The organism is Prevotella sp. LCP21S3_D2 (assembly GCF_052118345.1).
Lineage (GTDB): Bacteria > Bacteroidota > Bacteroidia > Bacteroidales > Bacteroidaceae > Prevotella.
Map to the genome: position 1 here is coordinate 108427 of NZ_JBQKHJ010000009.1, position 14334 is coordinate 122760.

13 protein-coding genes and 6 tRNA genes are annotated in these 14334 nt (G+C 42.3%); 3 read left to right on the forward strand and 16 right to left on the reverse strand.

Translation table 11 applies throughout. The annotated features are described in order from the left end of the window. Positions 1 to 10 precede the first annotated feature (10 nt). The 14 genes from ACTQ16_RS08130 to nspC form a co-directional block, all read right to left on the reverse strand. The gene (locus tag ACTQ16_RS08130) at positions 11 to 559 is read right to left on the reverse strand and encodes an NUDIX hydrolase (RefSeq protein WP_119227869.1); all 549 of its coding nucleotides are present in this window, start codon (positions 557 to 559) and stop codon (positions 11 to 13) included. Positions 560 to 647: 88 nt separating this feature from the next. After that, complete coding sequence (locus ACTQ16_RS08135) at positions 648 to 998, reverse strand: hypothetical protein (protein ID WP_441936932.1); 351 nt, start codon at positions 996 to 998, stop codon at positions 648 to 650. Between the two features lie 9 nt (positions 999 to 1007). Then, a complete protein-coding gene (locus ACTQ16_RS08140; protein WP_441936934.1) occupies positions 1008 to 2111 on the reverse strand; it encodes an esterase-like activity of phytase family protein in 1104 nt (367 codons plus the stop codon). 22 nt (positions 2112 to 2133) lie between these two features. Beyond that, positions 2134 to 2769, reverse strand: a complete 636-nt coding sequence (locus ACTQ16_RS08145; RefSeq protein ID WP_441936936.1) for a 4'-phosphopantetheinyl transferase superfamily protein — start codon at positions 2767 to 2769, stop codon at positions 2134 to 2136. A 6-nt stretch (positions 2770 to 2775) separates the two neighbouring features. Further along, positions 2776 to 4119 (reverse strand): gliding motility-associated protein GldE, encoded by a 1344-nt coding sequence (gene gldE / locus ACTQ16_RS08150; RefSeq protein ID WP_295346900.1) that lies wholly within the window; start codon positions 4117 to 4119, stop codon positions 2776 to 2778. Positions 4120 to 4159: 40 nt separating this feature from the next. After that, the gene (locus ACTQ16_RS08155) at positions 4160 to 4606 is read right to left on the reverse strand and encodes a single-stranded DNA-binding protein (protein ID WP_441936937.1); all 447 of its coding nucleotides are present in this window, start codon (positions 4604 to 4606) and stop codon (positions 4160 to 4162) included. A gap of 38 nt (positions 4607 to 4644) precedes the next feature. Further along, a complete protein-coding gene (locus ACTQ16_RS08160) occupies positions 4645 to 5187 on the reverse strand; it encodes a hypothetical protein (protein WP_153123856.1) in 543 nt (180 codons plus the stop codon). Positions 5188 to 5225: 38 nt separating this feature from the next. Further along, positions 5226 to 5298: transfer RNA gene (locus ACTQ16_RS08165), tRNA-Gly, on the reverse strand. Between the two features lie 20 nt (positions 5299 to 5318). Then, positions 5319 to 5402: transfer RNA gene (locus ACTQ16_RS08170), tRNA-Leu, on the reverse strand. A gap of 22 nt (positions 5403 to 5424) precedes the next feature. After that, positions 5425 to 5506: transfer RNA gene (locus tag ACTQ16_RS08175), tRNA-Leu, on the reverse strand. A gap of 38 nt (positions 5507 to 5544) precedes the next feature. Next, positions 5545 to 5617 (reverse strand) — tRNA-Gly (locus ACTQ16_RS08180). 17 nt (positions 5618 to 5634) lie between these two features. Next, positions 5635 to 5718: transfer RNA gene (locus tag ACTQ16_RS08185), tRNA-Leu, on the reverse strand. A gap of 65 nt (positions 5719 to 5783) precedes the next feature. Beyond that, positions 5784 to 5856 (reverse strand) — tRNA-Gly (locus tag ACTQ16_RS08190). A gap of 193 nt (positions 5857 to 6049) precedes the next feature. Further along, complete coding sequence (gene nspC / locus ACTQ16_RS08195) at positions 6050 to 7225, reverse strand: carboxynorspermidine decarboxylase (RefSeq protein WP_441936938.1); 1176 nt, start codon at positions 7223 to 7225, stop codon at positions 6050 to 6052. A 107-nt stretch (positions 7226 to 7332) separates the two neighbouring features. Between nspC and ACTQ16_RS08200 the strand changes: the two genes are divergently transcribed. Together ACTQ16_RS08200 and ACTQ16_RS08205 are read left to right on the forward strand one after the other, a co-directional pair. Further along, the gene (locus ACTQ16_RS08200) at positions 7333 to 7941 is read left to right on the forward strand and encodes a thiamine phosphate synthase (RefSeq protein ID WP_294972239.1); all 609 of its coding nucleotides are present in this window, start codon (positions 7333 to 7335) and stop codon (positions 7939 to 7941) included. A 65-nt stretch (positions 7942 to 8006) separates the two neighbouring features. Beyond that, on the forward strand, positions 8007 to 8945 hold the full coding sequence (locus tag ACTQ16_RS08205; protein ID WP_153124226.1) for a ribose-phosphate pyrophosphokinase: 939 nt from the start codon (positions 8007 to 8009) through the stop codon (positions 8943 to 8945). A gap of 310 nt (positions 8946 to 9255) precedes the next feature. Here ACTQ16_RS08205 and glgP read toward each other — a convergent pair whose 3' ends face one another. Both glgP and ACTQ16_RS08215 read right to left on the reverse strand, forming a co-directional pair. Further along, positions 9256 to 11814, reverse strand: a complete 2559-nt coding sequence (gene glgP / locus ACTQ16_RS08210; RefSeq protein WP_441933370.1) for an alpha-glucan family phosphorylase — start codon at positions 11812 to 11814, stop codon at positions 9256 to 9258. A gap of 78 nt (positions 11815 to 11892) precedes the next feature. Then, positions 11893 to 13554, reverse strand: a complete 1662-nt coding sequence (locus tag ACTQ16_RS08215; RefSeq protein WP_294972233.1) for a glycogen/starch synthase — start codon at positions 13552 to 13554, stop codon at positions 11893 to 11895. Positions 13555 to 13740: 186 nt separating this feature from the next. On the opposite strand from ACTQ16_RS08215, the gene ACTQ16_RS08220 reads away from it, so the two are divergent. Continuing rightward, on the forward strand, positions 13741 to 14109 hold the full coding sequence (locus ACTQ16_RS08220) for a hypothetical protein (protein ID WP_229775103.1): 369 nt from the start codon (positions 13741 to 13743) through the stop codon (positions 14107 to 14109). The last annotated feature ends 225 nt before the right edge of the window (positions 14110 to 14334 follow it).

Sequence of the window (14334 nt, forward strand, 5' to 3'; positions counted from 1 at the left end):
GCCCTGCAGCTTACTTTGCTTTCGCAAAATACTTCCAGAGCGGAGCCGCCATCAGGCTTTGCCAGATTTCTCCCTTCTCCAGCATTTCCATCACTTCATCCCTGGAGAAGAGGCGAACTTCGATATCCTCAGCCTGGTCAAGATGCTGCACATCCATGCGCTCCACATCCGTAGCCAGATAACAATGGGTTAGATTGGTATGCGTGCTTGGGTTGGCAGAAATCGTCATCCACTTCTGCCAGTTACCGCCTCCGAATCCAGTCTCTTCCATCAGCTCTCGCTTGGCAGCCGCCATCGGGTCCTCGCCCTTCTCTATCACTCCGGCACAGAGTTCATTCACCGTCTTCCCTATCGCATAGCGATACTGGCGAACGAATACGAACATTCCGTCCTTCGTGATGGCGATGGTGTTCACCCAATCGGGATATTCCAGCACGTAATATTCATCGATAATGGCTCCCGTAGGCAATTCCACCTTATCCACTCGTGCCGTGAGCCAAGGCTTCTCTATCAGATACTTCTGCGAGAGCGTCTTCCATTTCATATCTTTATCAGCCATTTTCTTACTTCATTTAAAAAACTGAATTTTCTTTATTTTAATTGATGGTGCAAAAATACGAAAAAAGATTGAAAGGATAGAAATATTTCTATGAAAATGACAGTTTTTCATTTTTTTTGCCGTACTGGATATTGACAGCGAATACCTCAGCACCTTCGATGATATTGATAAGAATTGGCGCATCGATATCGCGCCCCTTGACGATGGCATCAAGCGGTCCGTACCTTCTCACCTTATCCAGATTCCTGCCGCAAAGACTGGCACCATGCAAAAAGATGATGACCGGTGTATGCTCTTGCGAATAAAAATAATCTACTGGCGTATAAACCCAGAAGTTGTAGCCTCCCGGAATCTCATCTTTCACGGCTCGCAGAAAGTCGTAAGCCGACATGCTGCATACGGAAAGACAGAATAATATGAACAAAAATATCTTCTTCATTTTTCTACTTTATTTTTTCTTTATCACAATTGTTTTAAAACTGTCTCTTAATACTCCCGCATATTGATTTTGTGAATCAGAAAGCAGGATAAGTACTTGAGAACCATCTTCCAATTTGGGGCCAAGACACATTCCTTCGTAATTTGCAAAAGAACGCTTTACGAGCGACAGACTAGTCTTCCATTCGGTAAGCAATTGCTTTTTGACAAAGGGCGAATCTTGATAGAGATGATCATAATCAGAAAGACTCATCTCATTTGAAGGATTCACCAAATAAAGCTTGCACTTGCAAAATGCGCCCAGTTTAACTTTCGGAATGAAAGCCTCACGCTCTAATACCAGAAGTTGCCCATCCGGCAAAACGCAAAGTTCACTTACTCCCATCACATACGTCTCGGCTTTTCTACGAGTAGAAGGTGCATCCATCTGATAAGCGTACATTGTCATGCCAGATCCGATAGAATCTTGTAAACCATGAGACCAGGAATAAGCCATTAACCGCAACTTATTAGCTAATCCATTCTCCGGGGTAGCCGGTACACCATCCTTCCGAAGCGTACTTTCAGGAATTGTCCAAAGCAGATGGCGGATAGAATCGAAAGCCAGTGACTCGAAATTATAATTAGGATAAAAATTATCTGGCGGCCAAACATTCTCCCAACCCTTCAGATATAATTTCGCTGGATAATCCTTTATGAGATATTCCTTCAATCTACATTTTCCTTCACTGGCTATTACCACTGTAGAATCCGAAACCTTAGTTATAGCCTCATGATCAAAACCTTTTTCCGTTCCATGCCATGGTTTATCATCAAAGCGACTACCATCCACCATAAAAGTATATCCCAGGTTCTCCACCTGCTCCAAATCGCCCGTCACAGGATTCACTTGAATGCGAAAATTAAAGTAGAGGGCACTATCCGACTTATCACTCACCACCGCATATATATCATCATGCAAATGGGTAATGCCACTATAGTTGCCAGCAGGTACAGTCTTATGAAAAGACTTCTGAACATTCTCTCTCACCACCTGCCACTCTTGAGCATAGCCCATGAAACTAAAAAAAAGAAGAGTACTCAGCAGTACTCCTCTCCCCATTATTATTTTCATAAAACTTTCATTTTTTAGGAATTTACATAGCTGCATAAGTTAAGACAAACTCCATGGTCAGTTCAAAGTCAACATGCGCTACCTTCTTATTTTTCAAGTTCTCTACATCACAAGCCCAATCAGACATCGTATCAAAAGGCTTCACGCGCATATCATCAAACTTCAAGTTTTCTTCAGAAAACAATTTGTAAACCGTTTCCTTGGCACACCAATGTACCAACTTGGAATCCAAATCAGAAGCATTCTCATCCATTCTTAAGAATTTAGAAGAAATACGTTCTACCCTATCGCTGAAATATTCTATGTCAACAGCTACTTCCTGATTTCTGGAAAGAATAAGCGCTGCGTACCCCTTGGTATGACTCACACTGATATGATAACCGCGAAACAAAGGTTTACCCGCCTCATTATGGATGATATCACCAGCATGAAACAGCAATCCCTTGGATGCCCCATTCGCCTTCAACATCTCATACATCAATGCACGAATGGCAAGAAACTCAAGTTTCCTGCCATCATTCTGATATTTTTCCTCCAATGATGATCTATAGGCTTGAAGATGAGGATACTGTTCGAACAACTGCTCTACCTCCTCATCCATCTGCCATAAGCCTAAACTCACACCTGGATAAACTTCACGTATATTGACTACTGCCATACCATGTTATTTTTTTTCTTCTTCCAGATTTCTTACGGGATGCACCGTAACCTTAATCTTACTGATACGGCGCTCCTCTACATTCATCACCTCGAAAGTATAATTCTTATAATCTATCTTCTCGTGAATACTAGGGAAATCTCCCTTTATCTCAAGCAACAGACCTGCCAAAGTATCAGCATCACCCTCTACCTCTTCAAACTCCTCATCATCTACATTCAAGATACGACAAAGGTCTGTAAGCAGGGTTTTTCCTTCGAAAATAAATGTGTTGTAATTCAATTTCGAATAGAACTTCTCTTCCTCATCATATTCATCATTGATTTCGCCAACGATTTCCTCCAAGATGTCTTCAAGAGTAACAATGCCGCTTGTACCACCAAATTCATCTACCACAATGGCGATATGCACCTTATTTTCCTGAAATTCACGCAACAAATCATCAATTTTTTTTGTCTCAGGAACGAAATAAGGAGGACGAATCAAACTCTGCCAACGAAAATTGGAACTCTTCGTAAGATGAGGCAGTAAGTCCTTGATATACAGAATGCCACGAATATTATCCGTATTATCCTGATAAACAGGAATACGGCTATAATTATTGTCTTCAATGCATTTCAAGACATCTGCATAATTACTTCGTATATCCAAATCTATAATATTCTGTCTACTGGTCATCACCTCTTTGGCTGTTTCATCTCCAAAACGGATAATACCCTTCAGCATGTTCTGCTCATCCTTGATATCGTTCTTATCAGTGAGTTCCAATGCCTGTTCCAGATCATCAACACTTAGAACATGATTCTCTTTCTGTATGATTTTTTCTGCCATCATTCCGCTCTTGAGCAAAATATTTTCAATAGGCCAAAACAGCTTACGGGCAAACATAATTCCTCCCACACAACGACGACAAAACTTCAACGGATCCTGACGGGCATAAACCTTTGGCATAATTTCACCAAAAAGCAAGAGTAAGAAGGTGAGAATTACTGTAGTAAAAAGAAACTGAAGTAAAAGTGCTCTTTCACCGAACGAAATAACGCCAGCAATCACATAGTTCAAGAGCATGATAATTGTAACATTGACAAAATTATTTGCAATAAGAATTGTTGCCAATGTACGCTCAGAATCATCACGAAGATTCTGAATTTTCTTGTCTGCCCCAAACTTTCCGTCTTCCAGCTCAGCGACATCAGAGGGTGACAAACTGAAGAATGCTATCTCCGAGCCGCTGGCAAAAGCAGACATAAGTAACAATACAGCAGCCAGAATGGCTGCTATAATCACTCCGGTAGTGGGCTGTTGTAAAACCACATCTCCGAAAGCATCTGTTATGGTTGAAATATCCAATTTCTGATCTTAAAATTTAATAACAACAAAATAGCACTAGCTAGAATGGGAGTCCATCTTCACTTTGTGACGTCTGAGAAGAACCACTTGCTCCCTGTGTAGCAGGCTTGGGTGTTGGGGTAACAGTCTGAGAAGCTTGAGATGCTGACGATGACATTGATTTCGGCGTAAGCATCTCCATATTATCAACATAAATCTCAGTTATATACCTGCGCTTTCCTTGCTTGTCATCATACGAACGATAACGTATCTTTCCTTCCACATAGAGTTTATCACCCTTATGAACATATCTCTCCACTATTTTTGCTAAAGCCCGATAAAAAACCAGATTATGCCAATCAGTATGGTCAGGCACCTGAGTTCCATTAGTCAGAGTATACCCCTTCTCTGTCGTTGCCAATACCACTTGAGCTACAGCTTGGTCGGCATCATAATAATGAACATCAGGCTCTTTACCCACATTGCCTATTAACATGACTTTATTCATAGCCTACCTCCTCAAATTTGAAACTTATCTACATTACTTTATTTCCACATACCCAAATAACGGTATGCAAAATTCTTGCCCTTTGCCGACGGGAACTGGCTACGGGAATCTACTCGCTGACGCAAATACTCAACGATACGATTATAGCAGTCCAAAGCAGAGAGCGCCTTGACATTAGCAACGAAATGGGTATCACGATATTCGAACTTACCAGTGGCAGGAATCATAACGACACGCTTAAAATCAAGCGCACCTTCATACCAACCCGGCTGTTGCTGGTTCAATCGAACAACAGAAGGGCTCACATTTTCACGATGTTCCTCAGAAGGAGTTGAACGCAACGCCTTCTTGTCTTTGAAGTCACGCATGCTAGCTGCAGTGGTTTTTATAACGATGAAATAGACACGGGGGCGAACCTTATAACGCTTAGGATAACAAACATCACTAGCAGCATAATCGCGTACATCAGCCTCTAATGATTCGTCCATACCAATTTCAGGAATACTCTTCAAAAAATCTATTGCTTGATCCACATTTGTTGCAAATGCTTCCTGATCAAAATATCTTAAATATAAATTCATAAATTAGGTATGTTTCTCTATTTAAACAAATAAAATAGAGCGGAAAACGGGACTCGGACCCGCGACCCCAACCTTGGCAAGGTTGTGCTCTACCAACTGAGCTATTTCCGCTTATTAATCTACAAAAGACGTGAAGAGGAGGAGACTCGAACTCCCACGACACAATTGTCACTACCCCCTCAAAGTAGCGCGTCTACCAATTCCGCCACCTCTCCAACATTAAGCAATTAATCATTGTGCCCAAGACAGGACTCGAACCTGCACGTTGTGAAACACACGCACCTGAAACGTGCGCGTCTACCAATTCCGCCACTTGGGCCCGATTTCAATATCCTATCTCAAAGATATCAAAATATGAGCGGAAAACGGGACTCGGACCCGCGACCCCAACCTTGGCAAGGTTGTGCTCTACCAACTGAGCTATTTCCGCTTATCAAATAATAACAGTGAAGAGGAGGAGACTCGAACTCCCACGACACAATTGTCACTACCCCCTCAAAGTAGCGCGTCTACCAATTCCGCCACCTCTCCAGAAATTATTATTCACCAAATATCTTAATAAAGATAAAGCTTGATGTTGTCTTCAAAAAAATCTGAGCGGAAAACGGGACTCGGACCCGCGACCCCAACCTTGGCAAGGTTGTGCTCTACCAACTGAGCTATTTCCGCTTATTTCCTACTCTTCATAGGAGCGTTCCTCTGAATGCGAGTGCAAAGGTACTACTTTTTTCCGAATTACCAAACTTTTCTTGAACTTTTTTTGAAAAAAAGATGCATTTTGCCCATTTTTCAGGCAAAAACGCACCTTTTTCCGTAGTTATTGTACCTTTTTACTGGTTTTCTTCATTCTTTTATCCCGTTTTTAATCCATACGCGAAAGATAATCCTCATATCCAAATTCGCGTAAGATTTCCAAATTTCCATCCAAATGAACGATACCTATAGCCGGATGGGAGATTCCGTTAAAGGTATTTGTCTTCACCGTAGTGTAGTGAAGCATATCTTCAAAGATAATATTTTCACCCACTTCCAGTTCATGGTCAAATTTCCAGAAGCCCATAAAGTCACCACTGAGGCAGCTGTTTCCACCTATTCTATATATATACTCCCCCTCTGGAGCCTTCATCGGATCATCAACCTCTAATGTTTCAGCATTTCTGATAGCAGGCATATATGGCATCTCAAGGCAATCGGGCATATGACAAGTAAAACTTGCATTGATAATAGCCGTCTTGATTCCCTTATCTTCTACCACATCTACAACTTGTGTAACCAGCGGACCTGTTTGCCATCCAAAAGCACTACCCGGCTCCATGATTACCTTCAGATGTGGATAACGGGCATGGAAATCCTTCAATATATTAATAAGGTGTTCCACATCATAGTCTTTACGGGTCATAAGATGGCCTCCACCAAAGTTTATCCATTTCAACTGCGGAAACCATTTGGCAAATTTTTCTTCAATATGCTTCAAAGTACGCTCAAATACATCAGCCCCACTCTCGCAATGACAGTGACAATGGAATCCTTCTATGTCAGAAGGCAATTTTTCCGGCAATTTATCTGCAGAAACACCAAATCGCGTACCCGGTGCGCAAGGATTATATAATAAGGTGGAAACCTCAGAATATTCAGGATTCACCCGCAACCCATATTTGATAGAAGGATTTGCTCGTCGGGCACGTTCATGATATCGCTCATACTGAGAAAGCGAATTGAACGAAAGATGACTGGAACACCGAGCTATCTCGTCAATTTCATAATCAGTATAAGCAGGCGAGAACGTATGAGCAGGACTCCCGAACTTTTCAAAAGCCAATTTTGCCTCACTCAAGGAACTAGCCGTTGTGGAATTGATATACTCTCTAAAGATAGGAAAAGTCTTCCACAAAGCATATGCTTTAAAAGCAAGAATAATTTCCACATCGGCACGCTCAGCCACACTTTTGATGAGCGATAAATTGCGGCGCAGAAGTTCCTCCTCCAAAACGTAAATTGGTATGTGAACTTCGCAAAAAGATGATAAATTTACTCTCATTTCTTGATAAATATTAATTTTATGGTGCAAAGATAGCTTTTTATCCCGATATAATTGCATGTTTGCGAATTTTTTAATACTTTTGCAGTATAAAATGCATTTTGACGATGAAATTAGCAATAATGACAAAGTCCACATTCTTTGTGGAAGAAGACAAGATACTCACCTCGTTGTTCGACGAGGGCATGGACAACCTGCACCTTTTCAAGCCAGGTTCCTCACCCATGTATTCTGAGCGATTGCTCACTTTATTGCCAGAAGACTACCGTAGCAAGGTTACGGTTCACGACCATTATTACCTCAAGCAGGAATACGACTTGGCGGCAATACATATCGATGATCCACTTGCATCTGTACCAGATGGCTATAAGGGTAAGTACAGCCGTACCTGTACAGACCTCTCCATGTTGAAGGAGATGAAAAAGAAATCAAACTCCGTTTTTCTGAAGAATATCTTCGACTGTATTGAGTTTAAGGATGAAAAATCATCTTTCTCCATGCAGCAGCTGGAGATGGCAGCAAAGGCTGGACTCATCGACAAGAAGGTATACGCTTTGGGAGGAATGAGTTTGGAAAACATCAAGGTAGCCAAAGAACTTGGTTTCGGTGGTGTTGTTATCTGTGGAGACTTGTGGAACCGATTCGACATCCACAATGAGAAAGACTTCAAAGAGCTGATTCTCCATTTTGAAAGATTGAGAAAAGCAAGCAGCTAAGGTTCTTTCTCCATAAAAGTACATTTGTAGTAAATAACTATTAATACACATAAACACTAATAGAAATGAGTGACAAAAACTCTTTTTTGGTATTCTCTGGTACTAATTCGAGATACCTTGCAGAGAAAATCTGCGCTAGTTTAGGTTGCCCACTGGGTAATTTGGTAGTAACCAAGTTCTCTGATGGTGAATTTGGCGTATCTTTCGAGGAGTCTATCCGCGGACGCGATGTTTTCCTCGTACAGAGCACATTCCCTAATTCAGACAACTTGATGGAGTTGCTCCTGATGATTGACGCAGCAAAGCGTGCTTCTGCCCGCAATATTATTGCTGTTGTTCCTTACTTCGGATGGGCCCGTCAGGATCGCAAGGACAAACCACGTGTCAGCATCGGCGCTAAACTGGTAGCCGACTTGCTCAGCGTTGCCGGTATCGACCGTCTCATCACCATGGACCTCCACGCAGACCAGATTCAGGGATTCTTCGATGTTCCTGTCGATCACCTCTATGCTTCAGGCGTTATTTTGCCATACCTGCAGAGCTTGCGCCTCAAGGATATGGTAATTGCTTCTCCAGATGTTGGTGGTTCTAAGCGTGCCAACACTTATGCTAAGTACTTCGGCTGCCCTCTCGTTCTTTGCAACAAGACTCGTGCTCGCGCTAACGTGGTTGCCAGCATGCAGATCATTGGTGATGTAAAGGACAAGAATGTTGTCATCATCGATGACATGGTTGACACTGCAGGTACTATTACCAAGGCTGCCGACATCATGAAGCAGGCTGGTGCCAAGACTGTTCGTGCTTGTGCTTCTCACTGTGTAATGAGTGGTCCAGCTTCAGAACGCGTACAGAATTCTGCTCTCGAGGAGATTGTTTTCACTGATTCAATCCCTTACACCAAGCGTTGCGACAAGGTTAAGCAGCTCACTATCGCTGATATGTTTGCTGAGACTATCCGCCGCGTAGAAGACAACGAGAGTATTTCTTCTCAGTATCTCGTATAATACATATATAAAAGGACAGGATTTCTAAGTTGTTGAAATCCTGTCCTTTTATGATATAACCAATCCCCCATTATGAAAACATTATTAAAACTCTTTATCGGATTTTTCTTTATTCTTTATGCCCTTTTAGGTTTAATATTTTGCTTTGATTCTCCTGACACTCTTACCAATATCGAACTCTTAGTTGGCTATATTGTCATATTGTGTGGAATTTATTACATTATCAAAAAAAGTAAGAAATAAAAAATCCCACACCTCCTTGCGAGATGTGGGATTAAATATATGATGCGAATAGAAATCCGCTATCCTATTAGTTCAACCACTTCACGTAGCAGAAGTCCTGACGGTGTGGCAACTTATCATTCTTAGGATACATACGTACGCCTGTCTTGAATGAACCAGCATTGATTGGCTCAATCTCAGTCTCGAATGTAAAGTTGTTACCCTCGTGACCAACCATCTTGAATGGATAAACAGCATAAATCTGCTTACCATCCTCTGGCTGATCCTTCAATACAACAAGCTCCAAGCCTACTGCATCGTTCAAGCCCTGCTCATCAATAACATACTGAACCTTGATCTTCTGACCAGTCTCAGCAGCCATCAGCATGCAGTCGTCCTTAGATACAACGTGGATACCATCCCAACGCTCTGCAACGCTCTCCTTCCAGAGTGCAATCTCCTTAGCAAGTGCATTGTCGTTAGCGCTCAACTTCTTGAAGCGGGCAGCCTCCTTATTGTAGAACTTATCATAGTAGTCATCCAACTGGCGCTTCATTGTATAGTGAGGAGCGATAGTAGCAATAGAGTTCTTTACTACCTGAATCCACTCCTTGCTGAAGCCTTCCTTATTCTTGTTGTAATACATAGGGATGATGTCGTTCTCCAAGAGGTTGTAGATAGTAGCAGCATCAAGCTGATCCTGGTAACCCTGGTTCTGGTATGTACGCTTCTCTGGAAGAGCCCAACCAGCACCCTCGCGGTAACCTTCTACCCACCAACCATCAAGTACAGAGAGGTTGACAACACCATTCATCTCAGCCTTCTCGCCAGATGTACCAGAAGCCTCCAATGGACGTGTAGGAGTATTCATCCAGATATCAACACCTGAAACCAGGCGACGAGCCAAAGTCATATCGTAGTCCTCGAGGAAGATGATCTTGCCGAGGAACTCTGGACGCTGACTGATCTCGAAGATCTTCTTGATCAAGCCCTGACCAGCACCATCAGCAGGGTGAGCCTTACCAGAGAAGAAGAACAATACTGGGTGCTCTGGATCGTTAACGATCTTAGACAAGCGATCCAAGTCTGTGAAGAGCAAGTGAGCACGCTTGTATGTAGCGAAACGACGGCAGAAACCAATCATCAAAGCGTTAGGGTTGATACGCTCGAGCAAAGATACTACACGAGCTGGATCACCCTGGTTCTTCAACCATGTCTGTGTAAACTTCTCACGAATATAAGCTACGAGCTTCTTCTTCAATGTCATACGGGTATTCCAGATTTCAGCGTCTGAAACATTGTAGATGGCATGCCAGATTTCCTCGTTGCTCTGATCGTTCATGAAGTTCTTGTTGAAATATTTATCGTAGAGCTTACGCCATTCTGTTGCTGTCCAGGTTGGGAAGTGAACACCATTAGTTACATAACCTACGTGGTTCTCCTCTGGGAAGTAACCCTTCCAGATGTTAGAGAACATCTGCTGGCTTACCCAACCATGGAGCTTACTTACACCATTAACCTCCTGACAAGTATTGCAAGCGAATGTAGAGAGGCAGAAACGCTCGTTATGATCGTCTGCGTTCTCACGACCCATACCGATGAACTCATCCCAAGAGATACCAAGACGCTGTGGATAGCCACCCATGTACTTGCCGAAGAGAGCCTCGTCGAAGTAGTCATGACCAGCTGGCACTGGAGTATGAACAGTATAGAGAGAAGAAGCGCGAACCAACTCGAGAGCCTGGTTGAAGTTCAAGCCATCCTCCTCGATGTAGTCGCAGAGACGCTGCAAGTTGCAGAGAGCAGCATGACCCTCATTGCAGTGATAGATATCCTTCTTGATACCCATCTTCTTCAATGCGAGCATACCACCGATACCGAGCAAGATTTCCTGCTTCAAGCGGTTCTCCCAGTCACCACCATAGAGTGAGTGAGTGATAGGACGGTCGAACTCAGAGTTCATATCATTATCTGTATCCAGGAGATACAACTTGATACGACCAACGTTCATCTGCCATACGTATGCATGTACCTGATAGTTTGTGTAAGGAACATCAACTACCATTGGGTTACCATTCTCATCATATACTCGCTCGATAGGGAGAGAGTTGAAGTTCTGAGCGTCATAGTTAGCAATCTGCTGACCATCCATACTCAAAGACTGCTTGAAGTAACCAAATCTGTAGAGGAAACCAACGGCACACATATCCACGTTGCTGTCAGATGCCTCCTTCAAGTAGTCACCAGCAAGCATACCAAGACCACCAGAGTAGATTTTAACCACCTGGTTAATACCATACTCCATACAGAAGTAAGCTACAGAAGGGCGCTTTGAGTTTGGCTTAACATCCATGTACTCGCGGAACATCTTATAGACGTTCTTAACCTTAGCCATTGTCTCCTTATCCTTAACAATAGCCTCCTTGCGGTCGTAGCTCAAACGCTCCAAAAGCAATACAGGGTTAGCGTTGCACTTCTCGTACAAATCAGCATCAAGGCTCTTAAACAAGTCACGACCCTCATAGTTCCATGCCCACCACATGTTGTGAGCAATCTCGTCCAAGCACTTCAACTCCTTAGGAAGGCTAGACTTAATAGTAGTCTCCTTCCATTGAGGAGCATTAGCATAGTCTGCTTTAATTTTCATTGTGTTTCGATTTATATTAAAGTATTTATATTCTCTATAACTATATTGTGATTTCTCACTACCGAGAGAGAGATTTCTTTATTTTTCCATGCGGGCTTCAGCCTTTCTCAAAGCGAAATCGTAAGCATCATAATAGTACTCGATAAAGTGCTTCCACAAAGCCTTCTCTGAGAGTTTTTCTGCATTCTTACGACACTTGTTCACCTGAGTTTTAGTAAATCCAGAGTACTTAGCAACAGTATCCTTGATGGCATCAGCCACCTCTGAATAATTGTAGTCAGTACGCTTGATTACCTTCACACCATCCTCAATCTCGCTATACCTTCCCTTCTCCGAGTTAGCCCAGAGACCAAAACCTGCCAAATCGGTGGTGATACATGGCACCTTGAATGCAACAGCCTCCAAAGGCGTGTAGCCCCAAGGCTCATAATATGAAGGATAGATGCAGAGGTCGTTACCCAACACTACATCATAGTAACTCTTACTGATGATACCATCATCGCCTGTCAGGTAGCAAGGCAAGAAGATCAGTTTCACCTTGTCTTCCTTATTATTATGCATATTGAAGTACTTCAACATACCCAATACATTGTCATGGCTCATATTATGCAGCCAATGAGTAATTTCTGGAACCTCCAATGGAGTGTCAAACTTCTTGCCACTATTCAGACGGTCCAACAGATCCTGACGTGGATCGCCTACCCAACCAGGTACATCGATGAATGCCAGGACATTCTTCTTCAAGTTGCTATCACGAAGCAAACGATTCATTGCCTCGATATAGACATCGATACCTTTGTTGCGGAACTCGTAACGACCACTGGTAGAGACAATTAATGTATCATCGTCTAAATCTGTACCCATCAAGGCATTAGCCACATCGAGCAAACGCTTTCTTGCCTCCTTACGCTTCTTGGTAAAAGCTGTAGTCTTAGGAACAAAACTATTGTCAAAACCATTAGGCAAAACGAAGTCAACTGGTTTGTCCAGCAGCTCTTTGCACTCATTGGCAGTAATGTCGCTCACTGTTGTAAAACAGTCCACATACTTAGCAGTCTGCTTCTCAATAGAATGCTTGCTCTGCATATTAAGCTCCTGCGCCATCTGATCGCCATTATAGGCAAAGAGATAGTCATAAAGAGGCTTATTGTTGCCAGCAATACTTCTACCGATACTAGTTGCATGAGTAGTAAACACTGTAGCCACCTCAGGAAGATGCTTGTTAACATAAAGCACACCAAGACCGGTCATCCATTCATTGCCATGATAGATAACTTTCTTGCCTTTTCCAACAACATGTTTGTAGAAACTCTCTACTACCAGAGCGGCAGCATAAGAGAACATCGATGCTTCGTCATAGTCACCATAAGCATGAAGACTATCAACCTGATAGTCCTGCCATAGTTGTCCATAGATCTGGTCTTTAACAGCATAGTAAGGATTGAAATCTACCAAAACAGCTACTGGCTCTCCCGGTATATTCCATCTACCTACTTTAACCTTTAAGCCCTCTTTCAGAGCTTCTGCTTTCCACTCCGCATAAAGCGTATCATCTTGAGAGAAATAAGGATTCACCTTGTCTCCCCAACAATCAGGACCAATGAAGATTAGCTGATCCTTTAACCTTTCCGTAAGAGTCTTAGCTCGTGTTGAAAGAACGGTGTAGATACCACCAACTTTATTACACACTTCCCAACTAGACTCAAATATGTAATCTGGAAATAATCTTTTCTTTTCCATATATAATTATCAATAAACACCGCAAAGATAGATAAATATTTGCAAAAAAACGAATTAATCTTATTAAAATCCTAAAAAAAATGCAGTTTTCTTGATTTAAATGAATAACTTTGTCGCAGTTAATTGAAAAAAGAGATGAAAAGAAAGATTTTAGCAACATTATTATGCCTAATTAGTATATCTAGTATGGCACAAACAGACAGCACCCTATTCAAGGGGAAGATTACAAACAAAGAGTATGATGTCTATATGAATATAGACTTCTACCATAAGAACCTCAAGGTTCCAGGACAGGAACTGTTCGGTGAAATGCCCGGATATTTCGGTGACAGACGTGATAGTCGCAAATGGCTGATTACAGATGCTGACATAGAAGGAAAGACCGCTCATCTATCCATTATCAATGATTACGGGAGCGAAGATCTTACTGCCGACCTCATAGCCTTGCCCGATGGTAGTTACGAGTTGCAGCAGAAAGAAGGAAGTAACCTGAAAATTGCCCGAAACCGGAAATGGGTGAAGATTCCTAAAAATCTGAAATTCACCAAGCAGTAGACAAAACACTCAGAACATCGCAGAAATACCCCTCGCTATTATGGTAAATAGCGAGGGGGTTATTATATTATATAGCAAGGGTAATTATACTAAATAGCCAGTGTTATTAAACAGAAAAGCCCCGACTACTTTCGTAATCGAGGCTTCTGAAATTGAAAGAAGGCGGCTACCTACTCTCCCGCATTGCATTGCAGTACCATCGGCGCAAGTGAGCTTAACTTCTCT

Excerpts from the sequence above, each read along its gene's own strand:
- ACTQ16_RS08130 (WP_119227869.1), bottom strand. The coding sequence starts at position 559 with ATGGCTGATAAAGATATGAAATGGAAGACGCTCTCGCAGAAGTATCTG.
- ACTQ16_RS08135 (WP_441936932.1), bottom strand. The coding sequence starts at position 998 with ATGAAGAAGATATTTTTGTTCATATTATTCTGTCTTTCCGTATGCAGC.
- ACTQ16_RS08140 (WP_441936934.1), bottom strand. The coding sequence starts at position 2,111 with ATGAAAATAATAATGGGGAGAGGAGTACTGCTGAGTACTCTTCTTTTT.
- ACTQ16_RS08145 (WP_441936936.1), bottom strand. The coding sequence starts at position 2,769 with ATGGCAGTAGTCAATATACGTGAAGTTTATCCAGGTGTGAGTTTAGGC.
- ACTQ16_RS08155 (WP_441936937.1), bottom strand. The coding sequence starts at position 4,606 with ATGAATAAAGTCATGTTAATAGGCAATGTGGGTAAAGAGCCTGATGTT.
- ACTQ16_RS08160 (WP_153123856.1), bottom strand. The coding sequence starts at position 5,187 with ATGAATTTATATTTAAGATATTTTGATCAGGAAGCATTTGCAACAAAT.
- nspC (WP_441936938.1), bottom strand. The coding sequence starts at position 7,225 with ATGAGAGTAAATTTATCATCTTTTTGCGAAGTTCACATACCAATTTAC.
- ACTQ16_RS08200 (WP_294972239.1), top strand. The coding sequence starts at position 7,333 with ATGAAATTAGCAATAATGACAAAGTCCACATTCTTTGTGGAAGAAGAC.
- ACTQ16_RS08205 (WP_153124226.1), top strand. The coding sequence starts at position 8,007 with ATGAGTGACAAAAACTCTTTTTTGGTATTCTCTGGTACTAATTCGAGA.
- glgP (WP_441933370.1), bottom strand. The coding sequence starts at position 11,814 with ATGAAAATTAAAGCAGACTATGCTAATGCTCCTCAATGGAAGGAGACT.
- ACTQ16_RS08215 (WP_294972233.1), bottom strand. The coding sequence starts at position 13,554 with ATGGAAAAGAAAAGATTATTTCCAGATTACATATTTGAGTCTAGTTGG.
- ACTQ16_RS08220 (WP_229775103.1), top strand. The coding sequence starts at position 13,741 with ATGGCACAAACAGACAGCACCCTATTCAAGGGGAAGATTACAAACAAA.